At 68.5% G+C, this 21,857-nt stretch carries 22 protein-coding genes; 9 read left to right on the top strand and 13 right to left on the bottom strand.

Annotated features, from left to right (window positions below; all coding sequences use genetic code 11):
• Positions 1-7: 7 nt before the first annotated feature.
• Together AC5Y30_RS09855 and AC5Y30_RS09850 are read right to left on the bottom strand one after the other, a co-directional pair.
• Positions 8-433 (bottom strand): DUF2752 domain-containing protein, encoded by a 426-nt coding sequence (locus AC5Y30_RS09855; RefSeq protein ID WP_499917937.1) that lies wholly within the window; start codon positions 431-433, stop codon positions 8-10.
• Between the two features lie 11 nt (positions 434-444).
• On the bottom strand, positions 445-792 hold the full coding sequence (locus AC5Y30_RS09850; protein WP_499917936.1) for a CD225/dispanin family protein: 348 nt from the start codon (positions 790-792) through the stop codon (positions 445-447).
• Positions 793-1,130: 338 nt separating this feature from the next.
• Between AC5Y30_RS09850 and AC5Y30_RS09845 the strand changes: the two genes are divergently transcribed.
• Both AC5Y30_RS09845 and AC5Y30_RS09840 read left to right on the top strand, forming a co-directional pair.
• On the top strand, positions 1,131-1,661 hold the full coding sequence (locus tag AC5Y30_RS09845) for a serine/threonine protein kinase (protein WP_499917935.1): 531 nt from the start codon (positions 1,131-1,133) through the stop codon (positions 1,659-1,661).
• Between the two features lie 91 nt (positions 1,662-1,752).
• Entirely contained in the window at positions 1,753-2,274 is a 522-nt protein-coding gene (locus tag AC5Y30_RS09840; protein WP_499917934.1) for a serine/threonine protein kinase, read from the top strand.
• 3 nt (positions 2,275-2,277) lie between these two features.
• Here AC5Y30_RS09840 and AC5Y30_RS09835 read toward each other — a convergent pair whose 3' ends face one another.
• The 4 genes from AC5Y30_RS09835 to thiO are packed head-to-tail and all read right to left on the bottom strand — an operon-like array spanning position 2,278 to position 5,018.
• Positions 2,278-3,045: an SGNH/GDSL hydrolase family protein gene (locus tag AC5Y30_RS09835; RefSeq protein ID WP_499917933.1), complete on the bottom strand. Its 768-nt coding sequence runs from the start codon at positions 3,043-3,045 to the stop codon at positions 2,278-2,280.
• A complete protein-coding gene (locus tag AC5Y30_RS09830; protein WP_499917930.1) occupies positions 3,042-3,800 on the bottom strand; it encodes a thiazole synthase in 759 nt (252 codons plus the stop codon). The genes AC5Y30_RS09835 and AC5Y30_RS09830 overlap by 4 nt, the downstream gene beginning before the upstream one ends.
• Entirely contained in the window at positions 3,793-3,990 is a 198-nt protein-coding gene (gene thiS / locus AC5Y30_RS09825) for a sulfur carrier protein ThiS (RefSeq protein WP_499917929.1), read from the bottom strand. The genes AC5Y30_RS09830 and thiS overlap by 8 nt, the downstream gene beginning before the upstream one ends.
• Positions 3,987-5,018 (bottom strand): glycine oxidase ThiO, encoded by a 1,032-nt coding sequence (thiO, locus tag AC5Y30_RS09820; RefSeq protein WP_499917928.1) that lies wholly within the window; start codon positions 5,016-5,018, stop codon positions 3,987-3,989. Before thiO ends, thiS begins: the two co-directional genes overlap by 4 nt.
• Positions 5,019-5,172: 154 nt before the next feature.
• Here thiO and thiE point away from each other — a divergent pair, with 154 nt between their 5' ends.
• Positions 5,173-5,844, top strand: coding sequence for a thiamine phosphate synthase (gene thiE / locus AC5Y30_RS09815; RefSeq protein WP_499917927.1), 672 nt, complete (start codon positions 5,173-5,175; stop codon positions 5,842-5,844).
• Here thiE and AC5Y30_RS09810 read toward each other — a convergent pair.
• The gene (locus AC5Y30_RS09810) at positions 5,816-6,457 is read right to left on the bottom strand and encodes an NUDIX hydrolase (protein WP_499917925.1); all 642 of its coding nucleotides are present in this window, start codon (positions 6,455-6,457) and stop codon (positions 5,816-5,818) included. The two genes, thiE and AC5Y30_RS09810, sit on opposite strands and share 29 nt — an antisense overlap.
• 140 nt (positions 6,458-6,597) lie before the next feature.
• Between AC5Y30_RS09810 and glnX the strand changes: the two genes are divergently transcribed.
• Genes glnX through AC5Y30_RS09795 form a run of 3 tightly spaced genes read left to right on the top strand, consistent with a single transcriptional unit; the run spans position 6,598 to position 11,182 of the window.
• Positions 6,598-7,917, top strand: a complete 1,320-nt coding sequence (glnX, locus tag AC5Y30_RS09805) for a protein kinase G-activating protein GlnX (RefSeq protein ID WP_499917924.1) — start codon at positions 6,598-6,600, stop codon at positions 7,915-7,917.
• On the top strand, positions 7,917-8,894 hold the full coding sequence (locus tag AC5Y30_RS09800) for a glutamate ABC transporter substrate-binding protein (protein ID WP_499917923.1): 978 nt from the start codon (positions 7,917-7,919) through the stop codon (positions 8,892-8,894). The genes glnX and AC5Y30_RS09800 overlap by 1 nt, the downstream gene beginning before the upstream one ends.
• Positions 8,894-11,182 carry a serine/threonine-protein kinase PknG gene (locus AC5Y30_RS09795; protein ID WP_499917922.1) on the top strand — a complete coding sequence of 763 codons (2,289 nt, stop codon included), beginning with the start codon at positions 8,894-8,896 and terminating at the stop codon, positions 11,180-11,182. The genes AC5Y30_RS09800 and AC5Y30_RS09795 overlap by 1 nt, the downstream gene beginning before the upstream one ends.
• A 126-nt stretch (positions 11,183-11,308) precedes the next feature.
• Here the strand turns inward: AC5Y30_RS09795 and AC5Y30_RS09790 are convergent, their stop codons facing one another.
• On the bottom strand, positions 11,309-12,163 hold the full coding sequence (locus AC5Y30_RS09790; protein WP_499917921.1) for an endonuclease domain-containing protein: 855 nt from the start codon (positions 12,161-12,163) through the stop codon (positions 11,309-11,311).
• A gap of 612 nt (positions 12,164-12,775) precedes the next feature.
• Here AC5Y30_RS09790 and AC5Y30_RS09785 point away from each other — a divergent pair.
• Together AC5Y30_RS09785 and AC5Y30_RS09780 are read left to right on the top strand one after the other, a co-directional pair.
• Positions 12,776-14,092, top strand: a complete 1,317-nt coding sequence (locus tag AC5Y30_RS09785; protein WP_499917920.1) for a DUF1800 domain-containing protein — start codon at positions 12,776-12,778, stop codon at positions 14,090-14,092.
• A 10-nt stretch (positions 14,093-14,102) separates the two neighbouring features.
• Positions 14,103-15,278, top strand: coding sequence for a DUF1501 domain-containing protein (locus AC5Y30_RS09780; protein ID WP_499917919.1), 1,176 nt, complete (start codon positions 14,103-14,105; stop codon positions 15,276-15,278).
• Here the strand turns inward: AC5Y30_RS09780 and AC5Y30_RS09775 are convergent.
• The 3 genes from AC5Y30_RS09775 to fgd are packed head-to-tail and all read right to left on the bottom strand — an operon-like array spanning position 15,267 to position 19,528.
• Positions 15,267-16,430, bottom strand: coding sequence for an acetate kinase (locus tag AC5Y30_RS09775; protein WP_499917918.1), 1,164 nt, complete (start codon positions 16,428-16,430; stop codon positions 15,267-15,269). The two genes, AC5Y30_RS09780 and AC5Y30_RS09775, sit on opposite strands and share 12 nt — an antisense overlap.
• A complete protein-coding gene (gene pta, locus AC5Y30_RS09770; protein ID WP_499918242.1) occupies positions 16,427-18,490 on the bottom strand; it encodes a phosphate acetyltransferase in 2,064 nt (687 codons plus the stop codon). Before pta ends, AC5Y30_RS09775 begins: the two co-directional genes overlap by 4 nt.
• A 24-nt stretch (positions 18,491-18,514) precedes the next feature.
• The gene (fgd, locus tag AC5Y30_RS09765; RefSeq protein ID WP_499917917.1) at positions 18,515-19,528 is read right to left on the bottom strand and encodes a glucose-6-phosphate dehydrogenase (coenzyme-F420); all 1,014 of its coding nucleotides are present in this window, start codon (positions 19,526-19,528) and stop codon (positions 18,515-18,517) included.
• Positions 19,529-19,586: 58 nt separating this feature from the next.
• Here fgd and AC5Y30_RS09760 point away from each other — a divergent pair, with 58 nt between their 5' ends.
• Positions 19,587-20,333, top strand: a complete 747-nt coding sequence (locus AC5Y30_RS09760) for an MBL fold metallo-hydrolase (protein ID WP_499917915.1) — start codon at positions 19,587-19,589, stop codon at positions 20,331-20,333.
• 135 nt (positions 20,334-20,468) lie between these two features.
• On the opposite strand, the gene AC5Y30_RS09755 is transcribed toward AC5Y30_RS09760, so the two are convergent.
• Complete coding sequence (locus tag AC5Y30_RS09755) at positions 20,469-20,963, bottom strand: GNAT family N-acetyltransferase (protein ID WP_499917914.1); 495 nt, start codon at positions 20,961-20,963, stop codon at positions 20,469-20,471.
• Positions 20,964-20,972: 9 nt separating this feature from the next.
• Positions 20,973-21,854, bottom strand: a complete 882-nt coding sequence (locus tag AC5Y30_RS09750; RefSeq protein WP_499917913.1) for an SAM-dependent methyltransferase — start codon at positions 21,852-21,854, stop codon at positions 20,973-20,975.
• Between the last annotated feature and the right edge of the window lie 3 nt (positions 21,855-21,857).

The following is a 21,857-nucleotide window of genomic DNA, read 5'->3' as shown; positions in this document are numbered from 1 at the left end:
GGCGGTATCAGACATACAGCGCGCTGAAGGGCGAAACGGGGATGTTGCGCACCACGAACCAGGCCAGCACCAACGACAGCGTCACGACGGCGGCCCAACGTCGGTGCTGCCAACTGCGGACCCGCCGGCCCACCACGCGGCCGTAGGTCCAGGACACATACGCCCACACCAACAGCGCGACAGCCGCCAGGCCCAATGCGTTGAACCTGGCGGCCGCCAACAGATTGCCGTGCATGAGCGAATACACCATGCGCAAGCTGCCGCACCCTGGACAGTCGATACCCAGCAACGCCTTGGTGGGGCATACGGGCAGCGGGCCGTTCGGGGTGGTCGGATCGCCCGCCCAGATGGCGGCGCACATCAGCGTCGTGGATGCCGCCACCACCAGTGGTGCACCCAGATTCGCGTGCGCCGCCCCCCAGCGGGTCACCATGATCCGAGTCTTTAGAACATCGCGGCGAGTGCCGCGTTGGTGTTCGTGTTCAGCGCACCGATCGCCAGCAAGATGCCGTAGATGATGCCTGCGACGACGCCGATGACCACGGACCAGATCACCCATCGCTTGGCGCTCTCGGCGGACGCCTGCGCCTCCGCATAGCGTCCCTGCGCCCACAAACCATTGACCTGGCTCGACTTGACGATCGCCACGATTCCGAAGGGAAGACAGCAGAACAGGGTCGCCAGAATCGACCACACCAGATAGTTATTCGGCGCTTGGCCGGCCGGCGGCTGCGGCGGATAACCCGGAGACGGCGGCGGATAGTCGGGCGGAGGAGGAGGGGGCTGTGTCATGGATTCTCCAGTCAAGAGAAGTTAGCTGACGTAAAGCGGTGCTAACCATACCCGAGCGGGCTCTGATCGGCACCAGCAATGAAAAAATCTTGGTTTAGTCCGCCCCGCGCACGACGCGCCGGCAAGGCCCCCGCCTCGCCAAAAGTCTGAAATACCGCGGCGCCTCAACATAATTCGCGATTCCGCGCGACGACGGGCGTGTCATCACCGTCTGCCTGGTCGTCCGCGGGTTGAGCCGAGGAAGGATGCCCACACAGACAATTGCCAACGGAATGTGTTGCTTTACCGCGACATAGCCCTACTATCCGTGTTTAGAAGCGGCCGTTAAGGAGCCATTCATGTCTGAGTTCAGCAACGCGCTGAGGGCGGCGATCCTAACGACACTCACCGCGAGTTTGGCCTTAGCGGGCGGCGCCCCAGCGAGCGCGGATCCCGCGACCACCGGGAGCTCTTCGGATATCAATGCGCTTGCGGCCTCGCTGTCGAAGGGCTACGGCCTGAACAACTGCACCGCCCAGAACATCGACCGCAGCACACAACTGGCCGTGCTCACGTGCGGGCAGAGCCCCGATCCACGCGGACCGGCGCAGGCCAAGTACGTCCTGTTCACCAATGCCGACCATCTGGCCACCTCGTTCAGGGCCACCATCAACGAGGACGTGCTCAGCCCCTGCGGGGACGCCCACCAGTCACCCTCGAGCTGGCACAAGGACGGCTCGACCGCCAGCGCCGGTCAGGCAGCCTGCGGCACCTATCGAAACGGCGCCGAGATCATCTGGACCACGGACGCAAAGAACACTTTGAGTTACCTGCGCGCGTCCAACACCGACGTTGCGGCGCTTTACCAGTGGTGGCGTGCAAACGGGTGACGCTCCCGCTGCGCCGCAGCCGATTCTTCGAACCGAGATCCGAGAAACGTTCGCCCCTCTTTATTTCCATCAACCGCAGGGAGTCAGGAAAATGTCACATCGGAACACCGCACTGCGAGTCGCGTCGGCCGCAACCATAACGGGCAGTCTGGCTTTCGCGGGCGTCGGCGCCGCGAACGCCGAACCCAACACCGGCAACGCGACGGACATGAACACGTTGGCCGCCTCGCTGTCGAAGGGCTACGGCCTGAACAACTGCAAGCCGCAAGAGCTTTCCGAGACCGGTGAACTGGCCGAACTGGTGTGTGGGCAAAGCCCAGACTCCAACGGACCCGGCTCCGGCGTTTACGCGCTCTTCTCCAACAGCACGAACCTGGGCTCCGCCTTCAGCTCCACCATCAAAGACGTGTCCCTGGCCGCGTGTGGGGACGCCGGGGCGTCGCCGGGAACGTGGAAACAGAACGGCCAGACGGGCGGCCAGATCGCTTGTGGCACCTACAAGAACTACGCCACCTTGACCTGGACCACCGACGCCAAGAACGTGTTGGGCCACCTGACCGCGTCCAATTCGGACGTCAACGCGCTCTATCAGTGGTGGCGCACGAACGGCTGACGTTTACAGCTGGGCCGCAATCAGATCCGCCACCGCCCGCATCCCGGCCGCGTTCGGGTGCAAGGGGGCGGGGCGGCGCGGCAGGCCAATACCGAAGCGTGCGGGCAGCGTCGTCCACGGCTCTGCCGACCATGCGTGATGTTCGCGACCCGCCGCGCCGGCGCGGATGACCTCGCAACCGGTCGCCGCGGCGGCGTCGGCCGTCATCGTCTCCAGCGTGGCGGCCACGTGCCGGCCCAGGTCGGCGTCGGACGGCGAGAGCGGCTCGGCCGGCACGCCCGGCGGCGGCAGCAACGTCAGGTAGTCGACGAAGAAGATCCGTGCCCGCGCCGATCGCTGGCGCAGCGCCCGGCCGACCGCGCACAGCGATTCAAACACCGCGTCCAGGGCGCGATCCCGCGCCCGGCGATCCAGCAGTTCGGAGATGCGATCACCCAGCAGCGGCAGGTGACGCAGCGAATGCGGCAGTGCCGCGGCCATCAACAGCGGAACGTAGCCGACGTCATTGCCGCCGATGGTCACGGTGACCAGGCTCTCGGTGCCGTCCAGGGCGGCGATCTGGGGTGGCGCGCCGTGTTGGCGCTCGGTGAGCACGTGCGCGGTGGTCGCCCCGGAGAAGGTGACGTCGATCAAGTCGTGCCGGTATCGCTGCGCGATCAGGTGCGCATAGTTGCGTGCGGATCGGCCCGACCAGCGCGGGGCCCCGGCGGCGCGGGGGCGGATGCCGGGACCGGCGGCCATCGAACTGCCCAGCGCCACATAACGACTCATGGTTGCGGGCTCGACGCCTGCGCCCAGAACCGCTTCGGGATCCGTCCGGCGCGCCGCGCCAGATACCCGGCGGTGACGGCGGCGGCCATCGCGGCGGCCATCGCGGCCGGATCGGCGGCCCTGGTCACCGCGGTGGCCAACAGCACGGCGTCGCAACCCAATTCCATGGCCAGCGCCGCGTCGCTGGCCGTTCCGATGCCCGCGTCGAGCACCACCGGAACGCCGGCCCGGGCGACGATCATTTCGATGTTGTGCGGATTGGTGATACCAAGCCCGGTGCCGATCGGCGAACCCAGCGGCATGACCGCCGCGCAGCCGGCGTCTTCGAGCCGGCGTGCCAGCACCGGATCGTCGTTGGTATAGGGCAGGACGACGAACCCGTCATCGACCAACTGCTCTGCGGCTCGCACCAATTCGACTCCATCGGGCAGCAGCGTGCGTTCGTCGGCGATCACCTCGAGCTTGATCCAGTTGGTGTCCAGCGCTTCGCGCGCCAACTGCGCGGTGAGCACCGCCTCGGCCGCGCCGCGGCATCCCGCGGTGTTGGGCAACGGCGTGATGCCCAGCCGGTTGAGCAGATCGAGCAGGCCGGTGCCGCCCTCCGCGTCGACCCGGCGGATGGCGACGGTGGTCAGTTCGGTGCCCGAGGCCACCAGCGCCTCCTCGAGCACCGCGAGGTTGCCGGCTCCCCCGGTCCCCATGATCAGGCGCGACGCGAAACTGCGGTCGCCGATGGTCAGTTTTGCATCAGCCACCTTGCACCGCCGTCACTATCTCGAGTCGGGCGCCGTCGAAAAGTTCTGTGCTCCAACGGGATCGCGGTAACACCGCGTCGTCCATGGCCACCGCGACGCCGCGGTCCGGAAAACCCATGGAGTGCAGCAGCGCGGCGACCGTGACATGCGCGTCGACGTCGACCTTCTGCTCGTTGACCATGACGATCATTGGCGTGCTCCCACCGGGGACAGTTCGGACACGATCTGTTCAGCCGTCCAGGGCGCCAACAGGAATCCCGATCGGCCGTGGCCGGCGGCCACCAGCGTTCGCGCATCCAGGCGATGTACCAGCGGCAGATTGTCGGGTGTCATGGGGCGCAACCCGGCGGCGCACTCGGCCAGCTCGTATTCGCCCAGGGCGGGCAGCACCGCGCACGCGTCGTCGAGCAGGTCACGCACCCCCGACACGACCGGGGCGGTGTCGCGCCCGTGCTCGTATTGGGTGGCCCCGACCACCACCCCGTCGGCGCGTGGCACCAGGTACACCTGCCGTCCGTGCACCCGGGCGCGAATGACCCGCTGCGGCAACGGCATACAGCCCTTGCGCCACCGCAGTCGCAGCACTTCGCCCTTCACCGGGCGGACCGGCAGGCCGGGCCACAACGCCGGCGCGTCGATGCCGTTGGCGATCACCACCGCGTCGGCCGCGACGCGCGACAACTCGTGCACCGGCGGCGCCCACGACACCCCGAGACGCTCGCACTGGTCAATCAAGGCGTCCAGCACCGCCCGGTTGTCCACGGCCAGCTCGGTGGGCGCCCGAAAGCCGTGCCGGATGCCCTGCGCCAGCAGCGGCTCGACGTCGCGGGCGGTCGACTCCCAGACCACCGGGTGCCCCTGGGCGGACAACCACTCCGCGACGGTGCGCAGATCGGCGGCATCGGCGCGGTCGACGGCCACCACCAACGACTCGCGCGCCGTGACCACCTCGGCCGGCAACCCGTCCAGGAAGCCTCCCTCGCGCCACAGCCGCAGCGATTCCAGGCCGAGACGCAACAACTGTTCTTCGCCGGGCCAGCCCTCGCTGTGCGGCGCCAGCATGCCGCCGGCGACCCAGGATGCGCCTTTGTGGTCGCTGCGGTGCACCCGCACCGACCACCCGGCCTGCGCGGCGCGGCGCGCCACCGCGAGCCCGATGACGCCGCCGCCGATGACGGCCAGCGACCCCGGCGGCGGGCCCGAGGGTGTCCCGGTCATGCTTGAACCTCCCTTCGCCGGCATTATCCGGATCAGGTGTGACGGTAAGGGCCGGTCGGGCGCAAGCCCGGTGGTGCCCACTCTCAGCCCCGCTCCCGGGACTCCCGTGTCTGGTAATTCTCTGCGCTCCACGCTAGCGCGCTAGCGTCTCGGTGTGCATCCACGTGGTACCCGCCTGTTGGCGGCGCGGCTGTATCTGTGCACCGACGCGCGCCGGGAGCACGGCGACCTGGCCGAGTTCGCGGACGCCGCCCTGGCCGGCGGCGTGGACATCATCCAGCTGCGCGACAAGGGGTCGGCCGGTGAGCAGCGGTTCGGCCCGCTCGAAGCGCGCGAGGAGCTGGCGGCGTGCCGGATCCTGGCCGACGCGGCCCGCCGGCACGGCGCCTTGTTCGCCGGCAACGACCGCGCCGACATCGCCCGCGCGGCCGGCGCCGACGTGCTGCACCTCGGGCAGGGCGACCTGCCGCTGGACGTCGCCCGCGACTTCGTCGGGACGGACGTCCTGCTCGGACTGTCCAGCCATGACCGCGAGCAGGCGGCTGCCGCAGCCGCCGGCCAGGCCGACTACTTCTGCGTCGGCCCCTGTTGGCCCACGCCCACCAAACCGGGACGCCAGGCGCCGGGCTTGGGATTGGTGCGGGCCGCCGCCGAGCTGGGAACCGGCAAGCCGTGGTTCGCGATCGGCGGCATCGACGAGCGGCGGCTACCCGAGGTGCTCGCGGCCGGTGCCCGGCGCATCGTGGTGGTGCGGGCGATCACTGCGGCCGCCGACCCACGGGCCGCGGCCGAACGGCTCAGTTCGGCGCTGGCAGCAGCGAGCTGATCCGGCGGGTCAGCTGCGAGGGCTCCTGACCGGCCCCGCCGGCCTCGCCGGGCATACACCAGACGAAGACGCCGGCCTCGATTTCGATAGTGCGCGGCAGGTATTGGCGTCGTTCGTCGCCGTGGTCCAGCGGCAACACCGTCGGTGCGGTGCGCAGCCGCTGCCAGCTGGCCGCGAAGCCGGGATGCAGTGGCAGGTCGGCCACCTCGTCTTCGGCGACCCAACGCATCTCGGCGCTTTCCCGGTTGGGCACGGTGTGCAGCAACTCCTCGGCGTCGGCGACGACGGTGGTGTAGCTCCAGTGCGTGCCGGCCATCCCGGCGACCTCGGCCGTGACGACGGTCGCACGCACGGCCAGTCGCTCACCCGGGAGACCGGCCTCTTCGTTGGCTTCGCGGACCGCCGTCTCCTCCGGCGTTTCGTGGCTGTCGCGGGCGCCGCCCGGCAGGCCCCAGGTCCCGCCCTGATGACTCCACACCGCGCGATGCTGCAGCAGCACCGCGGGCGTGCCATCGGCCTGCGGGGCCCGCAGCAGCAAACCCGCCGCACCGAAGCGACCCCAGTAGTGGGCGCCGCTGTCGGAGATCACCCAGCCGTCACCGTCGCCCTGCACCGACTCAGGATATGCAGACTTGGTTGGGGCGTCGCGAATTGCGTCCGCCTCCACCCATCCACCCGAACATGCTCTTAGACTTCGCTTATAGAGGTCCGTGCAGCGAAATCCGGTGGCCGAGAGACGAGGGCTGATAAGACGTGACGGTTGAGCTGGCGCACCCGTCGACCGAGCCGCAGGGATCGCGGTCACCGGCCGAACCAGCCCATCCACGCTGGTGGTTCATCTCGACGACGCCGGGCCGCATCCTGACCATCGGCATCGTGCTGGCCGCGCTCGGCGGGATCAGCGCCTTCGCCACCTCGACCACCATCAACCACCGGCAGCAGGTGCTCACCACGGTGCTCAACCACACCGAGCCGCTGTCCTTCGCCGCCGGGCGCCTCTACACGACCCTGTCGGTGGCCGACGCGGCGGCGGCCACCGCGTTCATCGCCGAGGCGGAACCGCAGCCCGTTCGCCAGCGCTACGAGCAGGCCATCACCGACGCGGCGGTGGCGGTGACCAGGGCGTCGAGCGGGCTCACCGACGAACCGCTGGTGCAGTTGCTGGGCCGGATCAACGCCGAGCTGGCCGTCTACACCGGCCTCATCGAGATCGCCCGCACCAACAACCGGGAGGGCAATCCGGTCGGCTCCTCGTACCTGTCGGAGGCGTCGGGGCTGATGCAATCGACGATCCTGCCCGACGCGGCGCGGCTCTACAAAGCGACGTCGGAGCGGGTGGACGCCGAAACCACCGCGTCGACGCAGATCCCCGCGCCGGTCATCATGGTGGTCGGCGCCACCGTGATCTTCGGCGCGTTCTCCCACCGCTGGCTGGCGCGCCGCACGCGGCGCCGAATCAACCCGGGCCTGGTGGTCGGCGCGCTCGCTATTCTCGTCATGGTGGTTTGGGTTGGGACTGCGCTCACCATTTCTACGACGGCCAGTCGTAGCGCGAAGGACACTGCCGCCGAATCCCTCAAGACCGTCACGAACGTCGCGATCACCGCCCAGCAGGCGCGTGCCGACGAGACGCTCTCGCTGATCCGTCGCGGGGACGAAGAGAAACGCAAGCAGTCGTTTTACCAGCGCATCGACTCCATGCACCGGCAGCTCGACCAGTACATGTCGCGCAGCGACGCGGTGGACAAGCCGGACCTGGAAGGCGCCGATCAGCTGCTGCTGCGATGGCGGCAGGCCAACGACCGGATCACCTCCTACATCTCGGTGGGTAACTACCGCGCCGCGACGCAGGTGGCCCTGGGCAGCAGCGAAGAAGACTCCACCCCGGCGTTTGACAAGCTGGATGGCGAGCTGGTCAAGGCCATGGATCAGGGCCGCATCACCCTGCGTAACGACGTCATCAACGCCCGCAGCGGGTTGTCCGGCGCCCAGGTGGGTGGCGTGGTGCTCAGCCTCGGCGCCGCGATCGCGGTGGCGCTGGGGCTGTGGCCGAGGCTGAAAGAGTACCGATAATGGCCCGGCTGCCGCTGCTTCGCCGGGTGTGCGCCGTGGCCGGCGCGGTGGTGGTACTGGCGGGTTGCGGACACACGGAATCGCTGCGGGTGGCCAGCGTGCCGACGTTGCCGCCGCCGACACCGGTCGGCATGGAGCAGTTGCCGCCACAGCCGCCGCTGCCGCCCGACGGCCCGAACCAGGGCTGCGACCTGACGGCTAGCCTGCGGCCCTTCCCCACCAAGGCGGAGGCGGATGCGGCCGTCGCCGACATCCGGGCCCGCGGTCGGCTCATCGTCGGGCTCGACATCGGCAGCAACCTGTTCAGCTTCCGCGACCCGATCACCGGCGAGATCACCGGTTTCGACGTCGACATCGCCGGCGAGATCGCGCGCGACATCTTCGGGGCGCCCTCGCACGTCGAGTACCGGATCCTGTCGTCGGACGAGCGGGTCACCGCGTTGCAGAACTCCGAGGTGGACGTCGTGGTGAAGACCATGACCATCACCTGCGACCGGCGCAAGCTGGTGAACTTCTCGACCGTCTACCTCGACGCGAACCAGCGCATCCTCGCCCCGCGCGACTCGCCGATCGTCAAGGTCTCCGACCTGTCCGGCAAGCGCGTCTGCGTGGCCAAGGGCACGACGTCGCTGCACCGGATCCAGCAGATCGATCCGCCGCCGGTCGTGGTCTCGGTGGTCAACTGGGCCGATTGCCTGGTGGCGATGCAGCAGCGCGAGATCGACGCGGTCAGCACGGACGATTCGATCCTGGCCGGGCTGGTCGAAGAGGACCCCTACTTGCACATCGTCGGCCCCAACATGGCCACTCAGCCCTATGGCATCGGGGTCAATCTGAACAACACCGGACTGGTGCGGTTCGTCAACGGAACCCTGGAACGGATCCGCCGGGACGGTACGTGGAACACGTTGTACCGCAAGTGGTTGACGGTGCTGGGGCCCGCGCCGGCCCCACCCACGCCGAGGTATCTGGACTGATGGCCGAGCCGGACAAGCAAACCGAGCAGCCGGAAACCGGCGCCGAGGACGTGGCGGACGTGGCGCCGGGCACCCAGCCGGCCGACGTGCAGACCGGCGCGGCGACCGGGCGGCTGCAGGCCACCCAGGCGCTGTTCCGTCCCGATTTCGACGACGACGATGACGACTTTCCGCACATCTCGCTGGGTGCCCTCGACACCGATCCGCAGGACCGCTTGACGGTCGCGACGCGGTCGCTGCCCGCGGTCCGGCAGCTCGGCGGTGGCCTGGTCGAGATCCCGCGTGGGCGCGACATCGATCCGCTCGAAGCCCTGATGACCAATCCGGTGGTGCCGGAGTCCAAGCGTTTCTGCTGGAACTGCGGGAAGCCGGTGGGCCGGTCCAGCAAGAAATCCAAAGGCACGTCGGAGGGCTGGTGCCCGTCCTGCGGCAGCCCGTATTCCTTTCTGCCGCAACTGAATCCCGGCGATATCATCGCGGGCCAGTACGAGGTCAAGGGCTGCATCGCACACGGCGGTCTGGGCTGGGTCTACCTGGCGGTCGACCACAACGTCAACGACCGGCCGGTGGTGCTCAAGGGTTTGGTGCACTCCGGCGACGCGGAGGCACAGGCGATCGCGATGGCCGAACGGCAGTTCCTGGCCGAGGTGGTCCACCCGCAGATCGTGCAGATCTTCAATTTCGTCGAGCACGTCGACCAGCACGGGAATCCGGTCGGCCTCATCGTCATGGAGTACGTCGGCGGTCAGCCGCTCAAGCACGGGAAGGGCGAGAAGCTACCCGTCGCCGAGGCCGTGGCCTACCTGCTGGAGATCCTGCCCGCGCTCAGCTATCTGCACTCCATCGGCCTGGTCTACAACGACCTGAAGCCGGAGAACATCATGCGCACCGAAGAGCAGCTCAAGCTGATCGACCTGGGTGCGGTGTCGCGGATCAACTCGTTCGGATACCTCTATGGCACACCGGGTTTCCAGGCGCCCGAGATCGTGCGCACCGGCCCGACGGTCGCCACCGACATCTACACCGTGGGCCGCACACTGGCCGCCCTCACGCTCAACCTGCAGACCCGCAACGGCCGCTACGTCGACGGCCTGCCCGAGCACGACCCGGTGCTGGCCATCTACGACTCGTTCCGCCGGTTGTTGCGCCGCGCCACCGATCCCGACCCGCGGCGCCGGTTCTGCAGCACCGAGGAGATGTCAGCGCAGTTGATGGGGGTGCTGCGCGAGGTGGTCGCCCACGACAGCGGGGTGCCGCGACCCGGGCTGTCGACGATCTTTTCCCCCAGCCGCTCGACGTTCGGGGTCGACCTGCTGGTCGCCCACACCGACGTGTACCTGGACGGCCAGGTCCACTCGGAGAAGCTCACCGCTCGCGAAATCGTCACCGCACTGCAGGTTCCGCTGGTCGACCCCGCCGACGTCGCCGCTCCCGTCCTGCAGGCGACCGTGTTGTCCCAGCCGGTGCAGACCCTGGACTCGTTGCGCGCGGCCCGGCACGGGACGCTGGACGCCGACGGCGTCGAGGTGTCGGAGTCGGTGGAGCTGCCGCTGATGGAGGTCCGCGCGCTGCTGGATCTCGGCGACGTCGCCAAGGCCACCCGCAAGCTCGACGACCTCGCGGAGCGGGTCGGCTGGCAATGGCGGTTGGTGTGGTACAAGGCCGTCGCCGAGTTGCTCACCGGCGACTTCGATTCGGCCACAAAGCATTTCATCGAAGTTCTGGACACGTTCCCCGGCGAGCTGGCGCCCAAGCTTGCGTTGGCCGCCACCGCCGAACTGGCCGGCGATGTCGACGACCACAAGTTCTACGAGACCGTGTGGAAGACGAATGACGGGGTGATCTCGGCCGCGTTCGGATTAGCCAGAACGCTGTCCGCGGAAGGGGATCGGGCCGCCGCGGTTCGCACGCTGGACGAGGTGCCGGCCACCTCCCGGCACTTCACCACCGCGCGACTGACCAGCGCGGTGACGCTGCTGTCCGGCCGCACCAAGAGCGAGATCACCGAGGAGGACATCCGCGACGCGGCCCGGCGGGTGGAGGCGCTGCCGCCCACCGAACCGCGCGTGCTGCAGATCCGCGCCCTGGTGCTGGGCTGTGCGATGGACTGGCTGGAGGACAACAAGGCCAGCACCAACCACATCCTCGGCTTCCCGTTCACCGAGCACGGGCTGCGGCTGGGCGTCGAGGCCTCGCTGCGCAACCTCGCCCGCGTCGCCCCGACCCAGCGGCACCGCTACGCGCTGGTGGACATGGCGAACCGGGTGCGCCCCACCAGTACGTTCTAGGGCTGGGGGCGTCTCGGGCGTTTCGGCCCCGGGCGTTTCGGGCCGGCTTCGTTGAGTGTGAATCGTCGGCTTTCGGTGTGAACGCTGGGCGGCGACACGCCGACAACCCCCGCCGTAGGTTCACGTTCAAAGCCGTTGCTTCACTCTCGATTTCGCCAGCGCCGCCCGCACGCGGCGGACGATGCCTTCGGGCCGGTCCTCCGCGACGACCCGGACGATGATCCACCCCAGCTGCTCGAGCATCTCCGTGCGCTTGATGTCTTTGACGTATTGCCTTCGGTCGGTGCGATGTTGGTCGCCGTCATACTCCACAGCGACCATCGACTCCGGCCAGCCCAGGTCCAGGTATGCGATCGGAAAGCCGTCAACGCCCGGCACTGGGATCTGGGTCTGCGGCCGGGGCAGGCCAGCGTCGATGAGCAGTAGCCGCAGGTAACTTTCGCGCGGCGACTGTGCGCCAGGGTCGACCAGGTCGAGCGCGGTCTCTAGTCGCCGTAGTCCGGGCGCGTGTGGGTGTGACCCGGCGACACCCAGTACGTCTTCCACTTTGAAACCCGTTGCACGCGCGAGCGAATCGAGCCGAACAACCGCCGAGCGGATCGCCCCGCGCCTCCCGATATCGAAGGCGGTTCGCTCCGGTGTGGTGAGGGCCAGCCCGTCACGCAGCTGCATCTCACCGGCACACAGCGTTGCCCGACGCGTCAGTACCCCGTCCGGCGGACGATTGTTGCTGTGTATCAGCTCAACCGGCACACCGTCGGGAATCCACTTGGCGCCGTGCAGGAAAGCGGCGGCAGCCCCTGCGATAACGGCTCGGCCACCAGACCACAGCCATGCAGCGGTGATGCGCACGTCAAGAGAGAGCCTGGCGTCGTTCGAGACGTAGACATCGGGAAACACCGCGCGGTATCGCGTCCGCAGCTGGTGTCGGCTCAACGCCCCACAGCGCAGCACCTCGCTGCCGACAAACGGCTCCTCCACGCCGCGACCATCGCATGTCTGCCACGGTGCGCGAGTACATCTGTGCACAGGGCCACGAGGCCACGTCCGTGACTGACCCTCGCGGGCAGCGCCGGACGGAGAGTGAACTTACCTCCGCACGGACTCCGTCAGTAATTTCGATGGGCGCAGAGAATCCACAGATGCGCGAGAGTCGTCATCTGGAGACAAAGTTCCGGCGGGGTGCTAGCGCTGGCAGCGCTTGCGTTGCCGGCTGCGGCGCCGGCCAGCTGAAAGAGCCGTCGGGCCCGTCATGGTGGTGCTCGAGGGCCCGACCCAGGATTCCCCGCGCCCAGGCGAGTGTCTGGTTCGGGTCGCGGGCTTCACGTTGAATCGGCACGCTCGCGACAGCCAAAAACCTGGTGCCACCGGCGCCTGGGCACCGGCACGATCGGCCTTGTCGCCGACCGCGGTACCCCCACGGCTACTTATTGGCGCGGCGGGGCCAGCCCAGAAGCAAAGCCCACCGAGATGCGCTGGGCCGCCCCCAAGGAACATGAGACCACCGACCGCACACTGATGAAAAGCACCCACTCTCACGCAAATCACAACAAAACACAGCAAAATCTCAGTTGCACGCCGCACAGTTATCTCATGGCAGGCCAGTCCACCAGGTGGGTCAGCACGGCCCGCATGCTGCGCCGGGCCGGGTTCGGAGTGACCGGGCCCGAGGTCGACGCGGTCGTCGGCCGGGACTGGCCGGGCTACGTGGACGCGATGCTGGCCACCGATCCCGACGCCGACCCGGGCGCGGCGGCCACGCCGATGCCCGCCCTCGACGCACCCAGGCCGCCGGGCAAGGGCGCTACGCCGACCGCGCGCCAGCAGTACAACCAGCGGGTGACCCAACAGTTGGACGTGCTGTCGAATTGGTGGATACGCCGCATGGCCGACGTGGGGCAGCCGGTGCACGAAAAGCTGACGCTGTTGTGGCACAACCACTTTGCCACCTCGGCGCAGAAGGTGCGGGTCGCGTCGTACCTGGCCGCACAGAATCAGAAACTGCGCGCCGGGTCGCTGGGCGATTTTCGCGCCCTGGCGTACGCGATGCTGACCGACGCCGCGATGCTGCGCTGGCTGGACGCGTCGCGCAGCACCGCCAAGGCGCCCAACGAAAACCTGGCCCGCGAATTCATGGAGCTGTTCGCGTTGGGACATGGCAACGGCTACACCGAAAGCGACGTGCGCAACGGTGCGCGGGCCCTGACGGGATGGGTCATCGGCCCCGGGGGCGAAACCTCCATGACGCCCAAACGCCATGACGCGGGCGCCAAGACGCTGTTCGGGCAGAGCCGCAACTTCGATGCCGCCGGGTTCTGCGATACCGTGCTGGCGCAACCGAAATCGGCCGAATACGTCGCGGGACGCCTGTGGCGGCAATTGGCGTCCGACGACCCGCCGTCACCGCAGGTGCTCGAGCGCCTGGTCGCCGCCTACGGACCCAACCGCGACCTGCGCGCGCTGACCCGGGCGATCCTCACCGACAGCGAATTCACCAGCAGCCGCGCCGCGGTGGTCAACACCCCGGTCGAGTGGCTCGTCGGCGTCGTCAGGGCGCTGCGGGTGCCGGTCGACGACACCAAGCGCCTGAAGATGATCGACGGCACATTGCGCGCGCTGGGCCAGCGACCGTTCTATCCGCCCAGCGTCGGAGGCTGGCCCAGCGGCCAGCTGTGGCAGTCCACCGCCAGCGCAGGGACCCGCCTGCGCGCCGCGACCGAACTGGCCCGCGCGGGCGACCTCTCCGGCATCGAGGACACCGCCGCCGGCGACCGCGTCGACGCGGTCGGTTATCTGATCGGCGTCGGCTCCTGGTCGGACCGCACCGCCCACGCGTTACAGCCGCTGGTGCGGCAACCGGCGCAATTGGTGGCGGCCGCCGTCAACACTCCCGAATACCTGACGTCCTAGCGAGACAGCCATGCCCCAGATGAACCGTCGCCGATTCCTGATCGCCAGCGCTGGCGTCGGGGCGGCCGGCCTGCTGTCAGCGGTCAGCTGGCCCGACCTGATGCGTGCGGCCAGGGACCGGCCGCTGGCCGATGGCTCCGGTGTCCTGGTGATCGCCACGCTGTATGGCGGCAACGACGGCATCAACACCGTGATCCCCTACGCGGACAACGCCTATCACGACGCTCGCCCCGAACTCGCCTACGCACCGGGCGACGTGTTGCACCTCGATCAGCAGCTGGGCCTCAACCCGGCGATGAAGGGATTGGCGGGCCTGTGGAACCGGGGGCAGCTCGCCATCGTGCGCGGCGCGGGCTACCCGAAGCCCGACCACAGCCACTTTCGGTCCATGGACATCTGGCAGACGGCGTCACCGGCCGAGCCGGTGGCGACCGGCTGGATCGGCCGCTGGCTCGACGCGACCGGAGATGATCCGTTGCGAGCGGTCAACATCGGCGCCGTCCTTCCTCCGCTGGCCGTCGGCGCGAAGTGCACGGCCGCAGCCCTTTCGCCGGGCGGCGCACCGGGCAAGGCGGAGAAGTTCGACGCGGTGATGACCGCGCTGGGCGACGACGATCCCGACGACACCCCGGCGATGGCCGCGGTGTGCAAGGCCTACCGAGCCGCACGCACCGCCGACACCACGTTCGCACCGGTGAAACCCAATGCCAAGGAACCTAATTCACTGGCGGCCCAGCTGAGCACGGTGGCTCAAGCCATCAAGGCCCGCGTGCCCACCCGGGTCTACACGGTGCAGCTGGGCGGCTTCGACACCCACGCCGGCGAACGCGGCACCCAGCAGCGACTCCTGCAGACATTCGACGAGGCGGTTAGCGCGTTCGTCCAGGAGACGGCGGGCCGTGACGTGGTGCTGCTGGCGTATTCCGAATTCGGGCGCCGGGTGCACGCCAACGCCTCGCAGGGCACCGACCATGGCACGGCCGGTCCCGTTTTCATCGCGGGCTCACCCGTCAAGGGCGGTTTCTACGGCGAACAGCCGAGCCTCACCGACCTCGACAATGGAGACTTGAAGTACACCACCGATTTTCGTGACATCTACGCCGAGCTGCTGGCGCGAACGATCGGGACCGATCCCGCCCCGGCGGTGGGCACCGGACGAAGCAGCCTGGGCTTCCTATCGGCCTAGCAGGTTCACGCAGTCGCGGGCGATGGCCAGCTCTTCGTTGGTCGGGATCACCAGCACGGCGATCGGTGAATCGTCCGCGGAGATTTGGCGCGCACCCTTGCCGCCGCCGAGGTTGCGGCGCTGATCGAGGACGATGCCCAGTTCCTCCATGCCGGCGACCGCGTCGTGGCGCACCGCCGGGTCGTTCTCGCCGATTCCGGCGGTGAAGCTGATGACATCGGTGTGCCCCAGCACCGCCAGGTAGGCGCCGATGTACTTGCGCAGCCGATGTGTGAACACATGAAAGGCCAATTGCGCTGACTCGTCGCCGGATTCGATCATCTCCCGAAGCCGGCGAAAGTCGCGCTCGCCGGACAGACCCAGCACACCGGAGCGCTGGTTGAGCATGGACTCGACGTCGTCGACGCCCATCTGGGCCGTGTGGGACAGGTAGCCGATGACGCTGGGATCGATGTCGCCGCTGCGAGTGCCCATCACCAAGCCCTCCAGCGGCGTCAAGCCCATCGAGGTGTCCAGCGGCCGGGTGCCGGCGATCGCCGAGGCGGAGCAACCGTTACCAAGGTGCAGGACAATCTGTTTCAGGTCGCCGACCGATCGGTCCAGGAACGCGGCGGCCTGCTCGCTGACGTAGCGGTGCGAGGTCCCGTGAAACCCGTAGCGGCGAATTTGATACCGCCGCGCCAGGTCGCGATCGATGGCGTAGGTGGCCGCCGCCGGCGGCAGGTCGTGGAAGAACCCGGTGTCGAACACGGCGACGTGGGCGAGGTTTGGCAGCAGTTTGCGCGCGACCTCGATTCCCTTGAGCGCGGGCGGATTGTGCAGCGGGGCCAGCTCCGACAATTCGTGGAGCCTGCCGATCACCGCGTCGTCCAGCAGCGTGGGCTGATAGAAAGTGTTGCCGCCGTGCACCACTCGGTGGCCCACCGCGACGATGCCGCTCGACCGCAGGTCGATACCGTCGTCGGCCAGCGTGTCGAACGCGCGGCGCAGCGCGGCATCATGGTCGGGAACAGACGACGAATCCTCTCCGATTCGCTCCACCAGACCTGTCGCCCGGGCTTCACCCGAATCGGCGTCGACCACTTGATATTTCAGGGATGACGAGCCGGAGTTGATCACCAACACCAGGCGGGCGTCGCCATTGGCCGTCATGGCTGCCTTTGGGCCTGGATCGCGGTGATGGCCACGGTGTTCACGATGTCTTCGACCAATGCGCCCCTGGACAGATCGTTCACCGGCTTGCGCAAGCCCTGTAGCACGGGCCCGATGGCCAGCGCGCCGGCGCTACGCTGGACCGCCTTGTAGGTGTTGTTGCCGGTGTTGAGGTCGGGGAAGATCAGCACGGTGGCGCGGCCGGCCACCGGCGAGTCACGCAGTTTGGTGGCGGCGACCGATGGTTCGATCGCGGCGTCGTACTGGATGGGTCCCTCGACCGGCAGGTCGGGATTCCGTTTCCGCACCAATTCGGTTGCCGTCCTTACCTTGTCGACGTCCGCGCCGGCACCCGAGTCGCCGGTCGAGTACGACAGCATCGCGACCCGCGGCTCGATGCCGAACCGCGCGGCGGTGCGCGCCGACGAGATCGCGATGTCGGCCAGCTGCTCGGGTGTCGGATTCGGGATGATCGCGCAGTCGCCGTATGCCAGCACGCGATCGGGTAGGCACATCAGGAAGACGCTGGACACCGTAGCGACATCCGGGACCGTCTTGATGATCTCGAACGCGGGCCGCACGGTGTGGGCGGTGGTGTGCGCGGCGCCGGACACCATGCCGTCCACCATCCCGGTGTGTACCAGCATGGTGCCGAAATATGTGCCGTCGCGCATGACGTCGCGGGCCTGCTCGACGGTGACGCCCTTCGCCTTGCGTAACTGCGCGTACTGCTCGGCGAACTCGTGGCGCAGCCGGCTGTTACGCGGGTCGATCACCGTGACGTCGCCCAGGTCGACCCCGAGTTCTCCGGCGCGCTGGCGGATTCGGGCCTCGTCGCCCAGGATGGTCAGCTCGGCGACGCGGCGCTGCAGCACCCGGCCGGCGGATTGCAGGATGCGGTCGTCGTCGCCTTCGGGAAGGACGATGTGCTTGCGATCCGACCGCGCCTGCAGCGTCAGCTGGTAGATGAACATCTGCGGCGTGATGACGGTGGGGATCGGGATGGCAAGCTGCGCCAACAGATCGGCGATATCGACATGGCTGTCCATCAGCGCCAGCGCGGTGTCGATCTTGCGCTGCGAGGCCGCCGTGACCCTGCCCCGCGCCGCCGCCGCCGCGCCGGCGGTGTCGTAGGTGCCCAGTGCGGTGGCGACGATCGGCAACCGCAGCCGCAGTCCGGCGACCAGCGCGGCGATGGACGGGTGCAGCGCGAAGCCGCCGTTGAGCACGATGCACGACAGCGACGGAAAGCCTTCCGCGGCATGGGCGCTGGCGACGGCGAGCACCACATCGGAGCGGTCGCCGGGGGTGATGACCGCGATGCCGTCGCGCAGCCGCTCCAGGACGTGGTCGGCGGTCATCCCCGCGACCAGCACGCCGGTGACCTCGCGTTCGCGCAGCGACTCTTCGCCGCTGACCGGTGTTCCCCCGACCGCCTTCTCCAGCTCGGCCACCGTCGGCGCGGACAGCAGCGGCTCGTCGGGCAGCACATAGCTGCGCTGGGAGAATCTGCGCAGCGCTTCGGCCACGTCGGCCAGCTCGGCCGGTTCGCACCGGTTGGCCACCACCGCCGCGGTGTGGGCGTGCTGGGCGTCCAGCTCGGCCAGGCAGACGTCGACGACGCCGGCGATCTCCGCGGCCGTGCGCCCCTTGCCGCTGACCGTCAGCAGCAGCGGCGCACCGAGGTTGACCGCGATGCGCGCGTTGGTCGCGAGTTCCGCGGGCCGGGTCACGTCCGTGTAGTCGCTGCCGACGATCACCACCGCGTCGCACGCCTCGGCCACCGCGTGGTAGGCGTCGACGATGCGGGCGATCGCGGCGTCGCCCTCGGCGTGCAGCTGCTGATAGGTGACGCCCACGCACTGTTCGTACGACAGATCCGCGGTGGTCCGCGTCAGGAGCAGTTCCAGGATGTAGTCGCGCTCGTTTGAATCGGTGCGCGTAATGGGCCGGAACACACCGACTTTGGCGACCGTCGCGGTCAACCGGTGCAGCAGCCCCAGCGCGATCGTTGACTTGCCGGTCTCCGGCTCGGGGGCGGCGATATAGATCGCAGACACGGAACCGGTGGCCACCCCGTGCGCCTATCCGGCCAGCCGCCGCAGCCGCGGCGCCAGGTCCTTCTCGAAGAGTTCCAAGAAGCGACGCTGGTCATGGCCGGGCGCGTGGAACACCAAGTGGTTGAGGCCCCAGTCGACGTAGTCCTTCACCTTCGCGACCGCCTCGTCGGGGTCGGACGCCACGATCCAGCGCTTGGCGACCTGTTCGATCGGCAGCTCGTTGGCGGCCTTCTCCATCTCAAGCGGGTCGTGAATGCTGGTCTTCTGTTCGGCCGTCAGCGACAGCGGCGCCCAGAACCGGGTGTTCTCCAGCGCCTTGTCCGGGTCGGTGTCGTAGGAGATCTTGATCTCGATCATCCGGTCGATGTCGTCGGGGTTTTTTCCGGCCGCCTCCGCGCCCTCCTTCATGGCGGGCATCAGCTTGTCCTTGTACAGCTCCTCGCCCTTGCCGGAGGTGCAGATGAAGCCGTCGCCGGCGCGACCCGCGTATTTGGCCACCTGCGGGCCGCCCGCGGCGATGTAGATCGGGATGCCGCCCTCCGGCACGTCATAGATGGAGGCGCCCTTGGTGTGGTAGTACTCACCCTCGAAGTCGACGCGGTCGCCCAGCCACAGTTCGCGCATCAGCCGCACCGATTCGCGTAGCCGGGCATAGCGTTCCTTGAACTCCGGCCATTCGCCTTCGTATCCGGTGGCTATCTCGTTGAGCGACTCGCCGGTGCCGACGCCGAGGAAAATGCGGTCCGGGTACAAACAACCCATCGTGGCGAACGCCTGCGCGATGACGGCGGGGTTGTACCGGAAGGTCGGCGTGAGCACCGAGGTGCCCAGCTGGAGGCGCTTGGTGCGCTCGCCGACGGCAGTCATCCACGCGAGCGAGAACGGTGCGTGCCCGCCCTCGTGTCGCCACGGCTGGAAGTGGTCACTGACGGTTGCGCTGTCCATGCCGTGCCCCTCGGCGGCGACAGCGAGTTCGACGAGCTCGCGCGGTGCAAATTGTTCGGCGGACGCTTTGTATCCGAGTTTCAGTTCAGCCACCCGTTCTTTCTACTCCTGTCTCGATGGTCGCGACGGGCTGGCTTCTACACTCGCGGGCATGGGATCGGCGCCAACTCTCGTTCAAGTGACCGACACGGTGTACCTCGCGCAGGGCGAGGCCGTGAACTGGACGCTGGTCGTCGACGGCACCGGCGTGATGCTGATCGACGCCGGATATCCCGGCGACCGCGAGGGTGTGCTGTCGTCGCTGCGGGAGCTGAGTTACGGGCCCGGCGACGTGCGCGCCGTCCTGCTCACGCACGCCCACATCGACCATTTGGGCTCGGCGATCTGGCTCGCCAACGAATACGGCACCGACGTGTATTGCCACGCCCAGGAAGTGGGCCACGCCAAGCGCGAGTATCTGGAACAGGCGTCGGTTTTCGATGTGGCCCTGCGCATTTGGCGGCCGCGCTGGGCGACCTGGGGACTGCATGTGCTGCGCAGCGGAGGCCTGATCCGCGACGGCATCGCGTCCACCCGGCCGCTGACCGACGAGGTGGCCGCCGCGCTGCCCGGCCGCCCGACGGCGGTGTTCACCCCCGGGCACACCAGCGGGCACTGCTCGTACGTGGTCGACGGCGTGCTGGTCAGTGGCGACGCGCTGATCACCGGGCACCCGCTGCTGCGCCGCGGTGGGCCGCAGCTGCTGCCGGCGGTGTTCAGCCGCAGCCAGCAGGATGCGCTGCATAGCCTGGACACCCTGGCCCTGCTGGACACCGAGATCTTGTTGCCCGGGCACGGCGACGTGTGGCGCGGCCCGATCCGGGAAGCGACCGCGCGGGCCATCTCGTTGGCTCAGTAGAGGAGAAGTGTTGCTCGAACCGATTGTGAACCAACGGCTTTGAGTGGGAAAGTGCGGTGAGGGATTGTCGGCGTGTCGCCGCCCAGGGTTCACACTCAACGCCGACGATTCACACTCGACGCTGCAGACCTTGCCCTAAGCCAGCCACTTCTCGAACGCGATCGGAATGAACGGTCCCCAGTCGGGCAGGGGGTCCGGCGGTATCCGGGTATACCCCGTCGCGTCATAGAGCGCCTCGGCCTCGGGCTGGCGATTGCCGGTGATCAGGTAGAGCCGCCGATACCCCCGTGCCAGGGCCTCGGCCTCCAGCGCCGCCAGCAGCGCGCGGGCATAACCGCGGCGCCGATGAGCACCGTCTGTCCAGATCCGCTTGAGCTCAGCGGTGTTCGCGTCGTAACGGCGAAACGCCCCGCCGGTCACCGGCACGCCGTCCAGCACACCGATCAGCAGGCCGCCGTCCGGCGGCGCCAGCTCCGCCCGTGGCACCGGCAGCCAGGTCAGGTGGGTGCTCGGCGTGCCGCCGTATCGCTGCGCGTACTCGACGGCCAGTTCGGCCAGCAGCGGTTGCGCCAGCGGGTCGTCGTGGGTTGCCGACACGAACCGCAGTGGTCTAGAGCTTGATTCCGGCATCACGACAGCTCAAACGCGGGTGGCGGTGAGGTATTCCGGGACGAACTCCGCGTCGCCGGGGGCCGTCCGCCGCCTCCTGCCCATCCCCACCGCACCCAGCAGTTCGGTGCCGCCGAGGCCGGCCGTCTGCCAGCCGTTCGACGCCAAATACTCTGGCACATAATGGTATTCGCCGGGGTGGGTCAGGCTGGCCAGGTCGACGTCCAGGCCGCGCCGGCGCCAGCCGTCGACGAAGGCTCGCTCGGCCCCGAGCCGCAACGGATTCCAGGTGGGCATGTGATCGGCGGTGAATCGGCTGCCCGCGGCGCTCGCGGCGGTGACGGCGTCCAGCAATCGTTTCTGCTCGCCGGGCGAGAGGTAGCCGACGAGCAACTGCTCGGCGACCCAGACCGTGGGCGCCGCGGCGTCGAACCCGACCCGCCGCAGCGCCGCCGGCCAATCGTGGTTCAGATCAATGCCGATCGCACACCGGTGGGTGGCCAATTCGGCGTCCAGCCCGCGCAGCACCTCGGCTTTGAAATCGAGCACTTGCGGCTGATCGACCTCATACACCGTGGTCCCGCGCGGCCACCACAGCCGGTAGGGCCGGGTGTCCAGGCCCGACGCCAGGATGACCACCTGCCGAATGCCCGCCCGGACCGCATCGGCCAGGAATTCGTCCACGAATCGCGTGTGCGCCGCCAGCACGTGCAGCAGCGCCGTCAACGCCGGGTCGTCGCCGTCGTCTTCGGCGAACACGCGGTCCTTGATCGCCCGGGTGAGGAAGTCGATCCCGACGGCGCACAGCAGCGGCTCGGCGAACGGGTCGTTCAGCAGCCCCTGGTCGGTGGCCACCGCCCGCGCGGCCGCACCGAAGGTTGCGGTTGCCGCCACGTCGGCCGTCTGCACCATGGT

The organism is Mycobacterium sp. NGS27, assembly GCF_059813005.1.
This window is presented reverse-complemented; position numbering and strand designations above follow the sequence as displayed.

Coding starts and splice junctions, on each gene's coding strand:
- AC5Y30_RS09855 (WP_499917937.1), bottom strand. CDS start 433: ATGGTGACCCGCTGGGGGGCGGCGCACGCGAATCTGGGTGCACCACTG.
- AC5Y30_RS09850 (WP_499917936.1), bottom strand. CDS start 792: ATGACACAGCCCCCTCCTCCTCCGCCCGACTATCCGCCGCCGTCTCCG.
- AC5Y30_RS09845 (WP_499917935.1), top strand. CDS start 1,131: ATGTCTGAGTTCAGCAACGCGCTGAGGGCGGCGATCCTAACGACACTC.
- AC5Y30_RS09840 (WP_499917934.1), top strand. CDS start 1,753: ATGTCACATCGGAACACCGCACTGCGAGTCGCGTCGGCCGCAACCATA.
- AC5Y30_RS09835 (WP_499917933.1), bottom strand. CDS start 3,045: ATGAGTCGTTATGTGGCGCTGGGCAGTTCGATGGCCGCCGGTCCCGGC.
- thiS (WP_499917929.1), bottom strand. CDS start 3,990: ATGATCGTCATGGTCAACGAGCAGAAGGTCGACGTCGACGCGCATGTC.
- thiO (WP_499917928.1), bottom strand. CDS start 5,018: ATGACCGGGACACCCTCGGGCCCGCCGCCGGGGTCGCTGGCCGTCATC.
- AC5Y30_RS09800 (WP_499917923.1), top strand. CDS start 7,917: ATGGCCCGGCTGCCGCTGCTTCGCCGGGTGTGCGCCGTGGCCGGCGCG.
- AC5Y30_RS09795 (WP_499917922.1), top strand. CDS start 8,894: ATGGCCGAGCCGGACAAGCAAACCGAGCAGCCGGAAACCGGCGCCGAG.
- AC5Y30_RS09785 (WP_499917920.1), top strand. CDS start 12,776: ATGGCAGGCCAGTCCACCAGGTGGGTCAGCACGGCCCGCATGCTGCGC.
- AC5Y30_RS09780 (WP_499917919.1), top strand. CDS start 14,103: ATGCCCCAGATGAACCGTCGCCGATTCCTGATCGCCAGCGCTGGCGTC.
- AC5Y30_RS09775 (WP_499917918.1), bottom strand. CDS start 16,430: ATGACGGCCAATGGCGACGCCCGCCTGGTGTTGGTGATCAACTCCGGC.
- AC5Y30_RS09760 (WP_499917915.1), top strand. CDS start 19,587: ATGGGATCGGCGCCAACTCTCGTTCAAGTGACCGACACGGTGTACCTC.
- AC5Y30_RS09755 (WP_499917914.1), bottom strand. CDS start 20,963: ATGCCGGAATCAAGCTCTAGACCACTGCGGTTCGTGTCGGCAACCCAC.
- AC5Y30_RS09750 (WP_499917913.1), bottom strand. CDS start 21,854: ATGGTGCAGACGGCCGACGTGGCGGCAACCGCAACCTTCGGTGCGGCC.